4 protein-coding genes are annotated in these 12818 nt (G+C 46.0%); all 4 read left to right on the top strand.

The window, feature by feature from the left end; genetic code table 11:
* Positions 1-235: 235 nt before the first annotated feature.
* The 4 genes from AC58U0_RS19935 to AC58U0_RS19920 all read left to right on the top strand — a co-directional run bounded on the left by AC58U0_RS19935 (position 236) and on the right by AC58U0_RS19920 (position 12810).
* The gene (locus tag AC58U0_RS19935; protein WP_497380728.1) at positions 236-802 is read left to right on the top strand and encodes a hypothetical protein; all 567 of its coding nucleotides are present in this window, start codon (positions 236-238) and stop codon (positions 800-802) included.
* A 27-nt stretch (positions 803-829) separates the two neighbouring features.
* Complete coding sequence (locus tag AC58U0_RS19930) at positions 830-2737, top strand: stalk domain-containing protein (RefSeq protein WP_497380727.1); 1908 nt, start codon at positions 830-832, stop codon at positions 2735-2737.
* A 354-nt stretch (positions 2738-3091) separates the two neighbouring features.
* Positions 3092-10864: an S-layer homology domain-containing protein gene (locus tag AC58U0_RS19925; protein WP_497380725.1), complete on the top strand. Its 7773-nt coding sequence runs from the start codon at positions 3092-3094 to the stop codon at positions 10862-10864.
* 461 nt (positions 10865-11325) lie between these two features.
* A complete protein-coding gene (locus tag AC58U0_RS19920) occupies positions 11326-12810 on the top strand; it encodes an Lsa family ABC-F type ribosomal protection protein (protein ID WP_497380724.1) in 1485 nt (494 codons plus the stop codon).
* The last annotated feature ends 8 nt before the right edge of the window (positions 12811-12818 follow it).

Below are 12818 nucleotides of genomic sequence, written 5' to 3'. Positions count from 1 at the left end.
GTAAAATGATAGCGATTTAGAGCCTCAATTGTTGTCGGTGAAGCGGGAGTCATTGGACCGTATAATGCAATACGCATTTAGTGCGTAGACTTTCATAGTGGCTCTGTCATTAAGATCGTTTCCCGAAATTACCTATGAAACTTCCCGCAACACCCGGGAAGAGCTACTCTCCAAAACAGGAATACAGGTTTGTTATGATGATTACATAAATCGAAATCAAACGGAGGATGAAAGAATGACATTGGAGAAAGTAGTCAAGTGGCTTGGGTTTCTTTGCCTATTGGCGGGAATCATCAGAATGGGGATGACGCCGTCGTCCCTCATTTGGGGAGATGATAGTACGCCGGAGGTTATTTGCGGATTTATGGCCTGTATGTTGATGGCCATCAGCTCCATCGCCCTTTACATGTCCCAGTCACGTGAAACCGGGGTACTTGGCTTTATTGCAGCCTTACTCCTTATGATCGGGAATTTGTTGGTAGCATCTAATTTTTATGGTTTGTTCGCATACGGCTTTTACGCCAAAGAAGGAGCATTCGCAAGTATTATGGGAGGAGTTTCGGGCATGGGGATGCTGCTGGGGACAATGATTCTTGCGATTCTAACCTTCCGCGCAAAAGTGTTTCCGCGTTGGACGGTTATCCTGATGGTCATTATGCTGGTCTCATTCGGACTTCCGTGGCTCGACAAGTGGTTTGCCTTCTTCTGGGGGCTATCGTATGTAGGAATGGGCTTTCTAATTTGTACAGGGAGATATAATAAAGGGCCCGCTGCAAAAATTAAAGGAATTATTTCTTTGTAAGAATGAATTGGGAGAAGGAGAATGATCATGATGGTTACGTTAAAAAAACAAAGAATTTGGAATTCAGCTCTATCCCTTGTGCTGGCGGGCTGCTTGTCGTATGGCGGAGTCGCCGGTGCTTTCGGAGAAACCTCGCCTGCGGGAGTTGCGATCAAGGAGTTTAGTCTGCTAGATACGGCGTCTGATGTTGTCGGTGCAGCTGACTTCAAGCCGGAGGGAAATAAGGATGGGCACTTCAAGCTGGTGCTGAGCTTAGCACAGAAAACGGTCATTAATGCGGTTGTACTTCGCTCTACAGATGATTACGGCAAGGATAATTCTCAAGGGGTGTGGAGAACGAACCGTGCTACGACCGGCTGGCTGCTCGGCATCGTAAAGGACAAAACGGTTACATCTGCAGACGGCGCGATAATCCATGAAAGCGAAATTATTAACCCTGGTTTTCGAAAAGATGTGAAGGAGCCGGTTGGCGAGTTCCAAGGGCAGCTTACGTTCGACTTGTACGCCAGCGACAACGGCACGATTAAGGAAACGCAGTCTTATGTGCTGGAAATCGAGACACCGCAAGGTGCGATAGTTTCCAAACCGATTAAATACAAGAAGCCAATGATTTCGGATGGGATGCCTGCTCCTACTACGACGCCAGCGCCGTTGCCGAGTCCGGCACCCTCACCGGCGCCTAACCCGAACCCGACGCCTAACCCAACACCAGCACCGACGCCGAGTCCTGCTCCCGTTCCTTCTTCTGCGGATGGATCGAAAGATATTGCCATCCATGTGCTTTTCAAAGGGGCAGAGCTTCACTTTAACGATGCGCAACCGATCGTTAAAGACGGTCGCACGCTTGTCCCATTCCGCAAACTGTTTGAAACCCTAGGCTTTACGGTGCAATGGGTGGAAGAGGGAGCTGTCCGGAAGGCGATCGGAACGAAGAACGGCCTTTCCATCGAATTGACGATTAATAATACGAATGCAATCGTAAACGGAAAAGCTGTCGCCCTGGACGTACCTGCCCAGATCATTGACGGTAGCACGATGGTACCATTGCGCTTCGTGTCGGAGAGCAGCGGCTACAATGTTGCCTTCTCCAGTAGCGGCAACGTTTGGACGATAAGGATCGAGGATGCCGCCCCTGGCACGAATCCAGAACCCGCTCCGGTTCCGACGCCAACGCCGATGCCAACGCCGGCACCAACACCGGCACCGACGCCAGCACGGACGCCAGCACCAACGCCAGCACCAGCACCAACACCGGAACCAACGCCGGCGCCCGTACCATCTGTAGAGGAAGTTGAACCATACGTCGTGAAAGGCTACGTACGGGACGCGAAGGGAAATCCGATACCAGACGTTGAGATCTTTGCGGATAACACCTTGCTTTATGACAGCAATCTCCTTGCAGTCACCGATGAATCAGGACACTATCGGATTGAATTACCGCAAATCGCAACAACCTATCGAATGGGAGCTAACATCACCAAAGAGTTTAACGGCAAAAACTTCACATTCCATTTAGCAGCTGACGTCGATCGTCCGCTTGCTGGAAGCACAGGAGCTGTCCGAGATTTTACTTGGAAGAAATTCGAGGGTCATATTTTTGTTTATCCTAATTTTTCATCCTTCGATGACAGCCTGCCTGAGTTCGATATGAGCGATCTTGAAATTACGCTTACGCCTGTCGGTCCATTGCTTGATGGAAGCACAGGCCAAACGTTGATTAAACGCGGCGGCCCGGTCCCAGGCGGCGCGGGTATCGATCATGTGCCGATCGGCCGATACAAGGCGAGCGCCAGATGGCTGCCTGAAGGTCACGAACCATTGCCCATGCAGATTAGTGTTAAGGGCGGTAAATATGCTGATTCTGCCGAATTCGAATTTGGAGAATCCATAACCACTTCCTACTATATAAGCGAGTTTGTAGTCAAGCTTCCTTAGCATTTGCTAGAAAATCTGCTGTACTAGTAACTCTTATTCTTATCCAGTTAGTAGATACAAGGAGCAGTTTCCGCGGCAATCCGCTGCTTGTGATCGCCCACTATCGTCTGTGTTAGCACACAGCCTCTCCTATTTGGAGAGGCTGCAATTTTTTCGGAGCGAAAAGATGAACTAAGGTTGGTAAATTTGATCAAGAGTATACTTTCGGATAATACACTGGACATGACGATGTTGATATAGTGTTGGGTAAGTGATTGAATTTTTTGGGAATCAAGATTGGAACAACCTTACATCTACGATTTTTATGATACAATATGTATCGAAATAAATAATAATCTCGGAGGTACTAATCAAATGAGCGTTCAAGCATTCTTGATGAAACATATTAAAAGAAGGCTGTCTCTCGTACTCGCTATTGTTTTATTGTTGGGCAGCGTGCTGCCGATAAGTGCGCAAACACAGTCGGAAGCACAAGGGACAGGAAATACAGCTGCAGTCGGATCTGATTCATCGGTCTCCGATTCTGTCTATGGTTTGTTAGGATCAGGTGCGCCAACACCTTGGAATGTACTTACCAAAATTGGCGCCGATGACAAGCCGATTGTAGGTTTTGAAAATAAGATTACGCCAGACGGGCGGTATGTTGGCTTTCAGGAAATGTATTATAAGGTACCTGGACAACAATTTCCAAATTTTAAACTTTCTTTATATGACCGAGATACTAGCATCATAACGAGTGTATTGACTGAGACGTATGACGTTAAACATTTTTCTATGTCTGCAAATGCGCAGTATATCGCATTTTCAGGTTATAATTTGGATCTACAAAAAGATCCGCAAGTCTATTTGCTCGACCGCAGTAGCGGAAAGATGGAGTTGATTAGCAGCGATGCTGACGCGTGGGCAGATGAACCTTCCATAAGCGCGGATGGCCGTTATGTAGCATTTAGCTCATCTTCAGATAAACTCGTTCCTCATGATACGAATGGGCATGCGGACATTTTTATCTATGATCGCGACACGAAAACAATGGAGCGCATCAGTCAACCACGCCTAGTAAAAGATCCTAAAGATCCGCTGGTTGGTAGCGGTGATAGCGAGTGGCCGTCGATTAGTGCCGATGGTCGTTATGTGGCGTTTACATCGTATTCCAGTCTCTTGGTGGAAAACGATACTAACGAAAAAGGCGATGTTTTTCTATATGACCGAACTACGCAAGTAATCAAACGTATTAACGTATCTTCTACAGGAGAAGAAGCGAACAATCATAGTTTTGAGCCATCGATTAGTGAATACGGGCGTGTTGTAGCTTTCCAATCAGACGCTGATAATCTGGTGGCAGGGGATACGAACCATGTTTCTGATATTTTTGTGTATCAAGCAGACAGCGGTTCGATCAAACGGTTATCCCTTCAGCCTAGCGGTGAGCAAAATGCATCGGAAAGCCGATCGGCACAAACCAGCAACGATGGTAAATATGTGGGCTACATCACAACTGAGATTTTTTCACCAACTGAAAGTATAGAACAGTCATTTGTAGGGAATGTCGAAACCCTTTCCTCTACAGAAGTGAGCGTGGACGATACTCACTATGAATTGCATAAGCCGAGCTTTTCGGTAGCTGTTAGTAATGAAGCAAAGGCTGTGACTTTCTCCGCATTTTATAAAGTCAAACCAGCACATGATGGCAGTGATCCGATTGCTGGGATGTTTATTGCATCCTCAGAAAGCACAGCGAGCCGTCCGACTTGGCCAGCAGGAAGTAAGCTGACAGCCTCGGATGCACAAGGAGATAAAGTAACGTTATCTTGGCCAGCAGCGACAGATGCAAAAGGGATAAAAGAATATAAACTGTTTCAAAACGACACGGCTATTGCAACTATTCCATCTCCAGGTCTAACCTATACGGTTACGGGATTGAAGCCGAATACGGATTATACGTTTCGCGTAGAGGCTGTAAATCTGGATAATGTAATGAGCAGAGGCGGACCTACTTACTCCATGAAAACGGAGCCAGATTTAAATAGTGTAATCGTGACTGCGGAAGTCGATCGCATGTCGCAGGGATTACCGATGATCAACAGTAAGCTGGCGATTAAAGCTGTTACAGCACCAGGTCGTGAAGTCAAGGCAACGATTACGTACAAGACATGGTTTGACGATAAAGGTGCGCGTTTAACAACGCCTCGACCAACAAGCGAAACCATTGAATTGCGAGTAGATTCTTCAGAGCCTAGTCATTATGCGGGCCAGTTTGTCATTGATGAGAATAAAGGTATTGCCGAGATTGTTTCAATTAAGGGTTCCACCAAGAATGGTTCTGGCGAGGTCATCGAGGAAGAAGCCAAAGGCTATCCAATTAAAGTAACGGGCAGCTTGAAGGTAAGCTTTGAAAATCCAGGTCATATTGATCCGAATGGTGCACAGGTTGCCGTAGTAAGCAAACGCATTGGCGGTAAAAATACGTTGCTGGCAAGCGATAAACCTGTTGTGGTGGAAGGCCTTCTACCTGATTCGGAATATGGGGTTCAATTAATCTCACCGAAATCAAACAGTTGGGATCGAAAAGAACACGTTGCAGTTCAGTCCGGGCTGATCAATGAGGTCACACTTGCGATTCCGATTTCAGCTAAGTTTCGTTTTAAAGTGCAAAACCAAAATGGGCAGCCAGTAGATCAAATTAGGCTCGAACTCATGGATGGTACGGGTAACAGCTATATGGGTACGTTGTACAGCGATCCTTCAGGCTTAACTGAATGGACCACCATTGGTGATGCCCGTATGACGTTTAAGGTGAAAGTGGATGTTGAAGGTAAAATATATAAAGACGTACCTGATCAGGACGTGGTATTGAAGCCAGGTGAAAATGAGCAGATTATTACGCTTCATACACCGCCGCAAGGGATGTTAACGGGGAAGGTGACTGACCCGGAAGGCAAGCCTGTATTCAACGCAATGGTCACAACGACGCAAATGTTTCAAGGCAGACCGCTTGTAAAAACATTGTACACAGATTTGAAGGGCGAGTACCAAGTGGAGCTGCTGGCCGGTGAGTTTGCAGTTGAAGCTTCCGAATATAAGCTTAACTATTTTTCAGACAAAAATATAAAGAACGTGATTAAAGACGGCCAAGATATGGTTCTAGATATTCCGTTAAAAGCGCCTGATACGGGTACGATCCAATTGAAGGTATTCGTGAAATTTTTGGATTCCGAGTGGCAAGGTCCGATTAACATGGAGCAGCTTGGTATGCGTTCAGAGGTTACCTCTGCACTTGGTGGCGGGATTTCAAGCTATTATCTAAATGCAGTTCATTATCAAGGTTACCCAGGTCAAGAAATGAACGTTTGCGTGTCGGGTACGATTCACCGGATCGGTACTGGTTGCACGCGCGTAACGTTGGATGAGCATTCGAATGCTACAGCAGAAATTCGTTTAGAGGAAAAAGGCTCTAGGGTAAAAGGGATGCTTCCTGCATTTGACGGCAGGGAGGCGGACGTAAACGTATATGAAGTTTTGTCAAGCGGCGAGCTGCAACACGTTGGTTGGGAAAATGTGAATGCACAAGGACCGTTTGAGGTTCATGTTCCGAAGCAAGGCACATACCGCGTAGAAATCAGCAGAAGAGAAGTAAGCAGCAGCAACAATCCGAAATGGGAAATGTCCCATGTGGAAGTTTCAGTTGGTGATCAGCAGATTAAAGATATAGGTAGTGTGACATTTACTGAAAAGAAATTTTTTACACATCCTTCTTTAAATTACTTTATGGCGGTGCCGAATCAGGCTTCTCCTGGTGGAGCGGTACAGCTTCGTGCGAATTACCGCAGTCAGAGCGGAAGTGAGACGATCGTCAATGCTCGTATGCGCGTAGACATTCCAGAAGGCATGCAGCCGGTAAAAGATGCTGTAGGCCGAGTGGTGGTGAGCGGAGCGAGTGGAAGCGCGGTTTGGAATGAAAGTGAACGTTACTTGGAAATTCCTCTGGCTAACGTAGATGCGAAGAAACAGGGAGCCGTTCAATTCCAAGTGAAGCTGAATGACAACTTCAGCTCCCAATCGGTACGTCTTGCCGCTCATATCGAAGGCAAGACCTCGGCAACTGAAGTGGATGTGAAAGAATCGCTTGGCGAAGTTTTACTAGACGTACCGAATGTAACGCTTGATGCGCCAGAACGTTTAACGAGCTCCGATATTCTCGTCTCAGGACTTGCACAAGTCGGCAGCAAGATCAGTGTTTATGATAGCGATACGTTGGTGGGGACGTTTGAAGCAACAGGCGTAGGAACATGGAAAGGAACGATTTCGCTGATCGATCTAGGCTCACCTAGCGTTCACGTACTGCGTGCAGTTGCAGAGTCAGGCGGCGTACAGCTGCATTCTAAAAAGATTTTTTCCAATTTTGATCCAGATCAGCCGATCTTGGAGGAAATGGCGATGGCCCAGCAGCCGAATGGCAAGTGGATTCGTTTGGATGTCAAAAAGGGCGCAATGCCATTCCCGTACAGAGTCGTACCTGGAAATCCGTTCGTGTTCCAATTAAAGTTTGACAAACCAGAGAAGGTAACGAATGTTCAAATCTTTATGGACGGCCAATATGGCGCACCAGTGCAAGCACAGCGGAAATCAAACGGGATTTTTGAAGCCATTGTGCCAACGAATATAGGTGCGCTAGGCGGGATTTACGTGTTATACGATACCGTTAAGCCTAGGCCGTCTTATAATGCGGAGGATTTGCCGAGCGATGAGCAAATTCGCAAGTCGCTTCCGGCAAATATGCAGGATTTTGAAGTGGTATCGAAAGAGCCTTTTACCCAGGTTGGAGATACGTATACCGGCAGGGCCGTGATCAAATTTCCGAAAGTGCCCGGACTAAAAATGACCGTGAAAGTTACAATCAATTTGAAGCCGGCAGTCAAATACGTTCCAACGGCTGAAGAGATAACGTTGGCGAAACAAACAGGAGAGGCCTTCTTCAACAGCAGCTTTACAACAACCAATGATGAGAAAGGGTTTATCAATGTAGTGAAGGGCTATGCACCTCGTAAGTTGTTATTCCAAACATCAGATTTAGCTTCAGGTGCCCGAACATTTAATTTACTCCCTTCTCCGAAAGATGTTCTGCAAAATGTTCTCGAAAAAGCTATTGAAATCGATGACGAGGTTGAGTTTGTGACGGAGACGAAGGCTGAGTTTGAAGAGGTCACAGAACCGCTTGGCAAGCTTAATGAGGTAACAGAAGCTTATACGGGCTACAGGGATTATGCTGGAAAAATTAACAAAATTATGATGGGGGTTGAATCCAGCTCAGGCTGTATTGAAAATGCGGAGGAAGCCGGCAAGCAAGCGGGGAAAGCGCTTCTTGTCACGGTTGGCGGTGAAGTGGTGAAGACAGCGCTTGGCGCTTGGACAGGTGCCATGGCATTGGAAGGTCCAGCAGCTATTGCAGCAGGTGTTGTCACAAAAATTGTAGGTGGTAAAGTAGATAGTTATGTCGATTCTCAAATTGATGCAGTAGGCACAGTAGGCTCAGGAAGTAAATGTAATAACAATGATTACGAATTCCCGGATGATGAAGAAAATATTTATAAGAAAAGAGTAAAAAGAACGCCGCGCATCGTGAAGCCGAAGTGGATTTATGATCCAAGCGGTTACGTGTATGAAGCGGTAGAGAGTAATCGTTTGCAAGGTGTAGAAGCCAGAGTGCTTTACTTGAACCCGGCAACGGGAACCTGGGAAGTATGGCATGATGCGGAAGATTACGATCAAATCAATCCACAGCAGACAGATGCTGAAGGGAAATATGGCTGGGATGTACCGGAAGGCAAGTGGAAGGTAGCCTGGACAAAAGACGGCTATGAAACAGCCAGTAGTAGCGAGCTGGAAGTACCTCCACCGCATTTTGACGTGAATATGGGACTTGTTTCAAAAGCAACGCCAGAAGTAGCTGCGGTTACAGCAGTCGTAAGTTCGGATGGCAATTACGTGGATGTGAAATTTTCTCAGTATGTCCAAACGTCCATTCCACTTCACCCAGACACAATTGTGGTGAAGGATGCCAACGGTAATGTGCTTGAGGGCGCGGCTGCATATGTGAATGCAGAGAACAGTGCAAATGGAGAGTCGCTGTCAAGAACACTTCGATTTACGCCGACGAGTAAAGAGAGCTTGCAGGCAGGGCAAGAGTATCAAGTCATTGTTGCCCCGGAAGCCATCGTCAATTATGCATGGAAAGTGATGAGCAGCGGTGTTGAACCTAAGGTTACAGCAGTCGTGAAGGATGCTGTTGGTCCAAATATGCTAAGTGCTGAATTGCAAGGCGGCAATCGGATCGTTCGAATTACATTCGATGAGGAGTTTGAGGCAGGAACATTAGCGGACCCAGAACGATTTGTCATTGGGGCGACTGGTTGGAACGGTGAGGTGCAATCCGTTGTTGCAGAGCGTACGGATAACAATGAGCCGGTCAAAAGTGTTCTGGTCACACTGTCCCGTGCTTTACCAGAAGGAGTTAACGTATCTGTAAAAGCTGCAGCGGGTGCAGTGACAGATTTGCAAGGCAATCCTTCGGTAGAAAAAACAAGTATGATTGCTGGACCAAATACACTTATTGATGCGTTGACCATTACTGGCGGACAATTGACTCCGACCTTTAACAGCTCGACATCGGATTATACGTTAAAAGTTGCTAAAGACGTACAAGTGCTGCAGCTCAATGCTAAACTGGCTGATGGATCAGCGAAGCTGTATATCGGAGAGAGAGAGGCGATGGACGGAAAATCAGAGAACGTTGATATCCGAGACGCTGCCTCCATTAAATTAACTGTAAAAGCGGCAAATCATCCAGAGATCACACGTACTTATACGCTTACTATTGAGCGAATTGAGAGCAACCCTCCAACAGAAACGCCATATCATCCTGCAGACCTTACAGATTTAGGTCGAGATGCTCGAATTGAGCGTACGACGGGCGCAGATGGCAAAGAGCAGTTAATCGTAGAACTCAATCCGAAAACGGTGAAAGAGGCAATCGATGCAGGTAAATCGTTAGATAAACTTGCAGTGAATTTAAAAGAAAATGCAGAGCAATACATGGTGAAGCTGCCGATTGAAGTGTTCCGTCAATTAAGTCAAGCGAAGGCGAAGGTAAACATTCAACTGGGCCCTTCAGTTGTCCAATTACCTGCGAGTGCTTGGGCAGAAGATGTGAATGATAAGACATACGCAGTTACGGTGAAGATTGTGAAGCCATCTGCTGTTGAGGAAAAGGCATGGTTAAGCAACTTGAACCAACGCAGTAAAGGAGTTAAGCCAGTATCAGATCTGTTGCATGTCCAGTTGCTGGCAGAGGCAGATCAACAAGGAGCTGCTTTACTACCACACAAGCATCAGCTAATGGTATCTGTCGATAACGTTAGTTCAAAACCAGGCTTAGGCATTTATGGCTTTAATCCGGCTAAGCAGCAATGGGTATTTATCAGTGACAGTCCGACATCATCAGGTAAGTTAGCCTTCGAGGCAGAGGCGTCTATGTATGTAGCAGCCATGTCATATACGAATAGCTTTACTGATATTACGAATCATTGGGCGAAGAATTCGATCGATTGGATGGCAGCACGTATGCTTGCTGGCGGTTATGAAGATCAAACGTTCCGCCCGAACCAGTCGGTGACGCGAGCAGAATTCACCGCATTTATCGTTAGAATGCTAGGATTAGAGGCGAAGAAAGAAGAAGCCGCGGGTAAATTTAACGATGTGCAGTCAAGTGATTGGTATTACGAAGCAGTAAAAGTCGCAGCGCAGGCAGGATTAGTTGCAGGAAGCGGTGAAGGGAACTTTGCGCCGAATGCGCTAATCACCAGAGAGCAAATGGCGGCCATGGTGTGGAGAGCATACGAAAAGTTGTCAGATAACGGCCATACCGTAAGCGGTGAAGAGCAAGCAAAGCTGCTGCAAGCTTTCGATGACAAAGGCGCGATCTCAGATTGGGCGAAAGCGAGCGTCGCTTCTTCCGTGAAGGAAGGACTGATCCAAGGCGTAAGCAGCAATCAATTCCAGTCTTCGGGACTCGCGACACGCGCACAAGCCGTTACATTGCTAAATCGTTTGTCTGAGAAGCTAGAGAAGTAATTAGCTGTGAGAAAATAAAGTGTTAGAATGAAAATTATCAAGACCTTGGTTGAGAAAAATTTATTAAAATAAAGGGATTTACATATTACGCATGACTAATATGTAGATCCTTTTATTTTTATTTTCCGGGGCATACCAATTAGGTATATAGACGTTGCGTGGAAAAATTCATATTCAACACAACCTAAAGGAAGTTGCAACAAGGAAAAGAATATGATAATATTCAGCTACATTTAACGATTGGAGATGAAGAGGATAATGTAATATTTCTTGCCCTTTTTCTAAGAATAGAACAGTGCTTGTTTTATTCCTGATTGGCAAGAAAGTTACCTTATTCTTCTCTCTCAAAATATATCCTTTTTCATACCCTCGCCCGGGTTGAATTTGTCGTATTTTTTTGAGCTGCAGGAAAGGTAACTTTCTTGCAGCTTAATTTTTTTTCGACAAAGGAGGATATCGGAGTGTCTATTATTAACGTATCAAACCTAACCTTTGCCTATGAAGGTAGCTACGACAACATCTTTGAAAACGTCAGTTTTATGATGGATACTGACTGGAAATTGGGCTTTACAGGGAGAAATGGCCGGGGGAAAACGACGTTTCTCCAACTATTGCTCGGCAAGCATGAATACAGCGGCTATATTTTGTCGCAGGTAGAGTTTGAATATTTTCCATTCCATGTGGAGCGCAAGGAAAGTCTTACGTATGAAGTAATTGAAGATATTTTCCCGGACTATGAGCACTGGCAATTAATACGGGAGTTTTCGCTACTAAAAGTGTCTGAGGACGTGTTGTATCGCCCTTTCAATTCGTTGTCCAACGGCGAACAGACCAAGGTGCTGCTAGCGACCTTGTTCATTAAGGAAAACAGCTTCCTGCTCATTGACGAGCCGACAAACCATCTAGATATGAATGCGAGGAAGCTTGTAAGCCAATATTTGAGATCAAAGAGTGGATTTATTCTTGTATCTCATGACAGAGCGTTTCTCGATCATTGCGTCGATCATATTCTCTCCATCAACAAAACCAATATCGAGATCCAGAAAGGCAATTTTTCGAGCTGGTGGGAAAATAAGCGGAGGCAGGATCAGTTCGAACTTGCGACGGACGAAAAACTCCGTAAGGACATCAAACGGTTGTCCGATTCGGCCAGACGTACTGGGAATTGGGCGCATGCAGTAGAAAAAAGCAAAAACGGCACAAGAAATTCCGGCTCCAAAATCGACAAAGGCTATGTAGGCCACAAAGCCGCCAAAATGATGAAACGCTCGAAATCGATTGAACAAAGGCAGCAATCGGCCATCGAAGAGAAATCCAAGCTTCTGAAAAATATTGAAAGCTCAGAAAATCTGGAGATTACACAGCTCTCTTATCATAAGCCTCAACTTGTGGAGCTGGATGCAGTTTCGATTTATTACGGGGAAAGACAGGTTTGCGAGAATGTAAGCTTTACGATTGAGCCAGGCGAAAGCATTGCGCTAATAGGCCCGAACGGTTCGGGAAAATCTTCGATTCTCAAGCTGATATGTGGTGAGGGGCTAAGCTACAACGGAAACTTACGGAAGGATAGCCAGCTTCGAATATCGTACGTATCGCAGGATACTTCCCACCTTCGTGGAAATTTGTCGGACTATGCTAGGGAGCATGGAATTGACGAAAGTTTGTTTAAATCGATTCTTAGGAAGCTTGATTTCTCCAGACCCCAGTTTGAAAAGGATATGTCGGCGTTTAGCGGCGGCCAGAAGAAAAAAGTGCTGATCGCCAAAAGCCTGAGCGAGCAGGTGCATTTGCATATTTGGGACGAACCGCTTAACTTTATTGACGTCATCTCGCGTATGCAAATCGAAGAACTGCTGCTTGAGCATACCCCAACCATTCTATTCGTGGAGCATGACAGCGAGTTTTGCAAGAATATCGCGACAAAGATTGTAGAACTGACAAACTAACCTTTCTT

Source organism: Paenibacillus sp. J31P190 (assembly GCF_059692075.1).
Note: the sequence above shows the minus strand (reverse complement) of the source record. Positions and strands in the feature narration are given on the sequence as shown.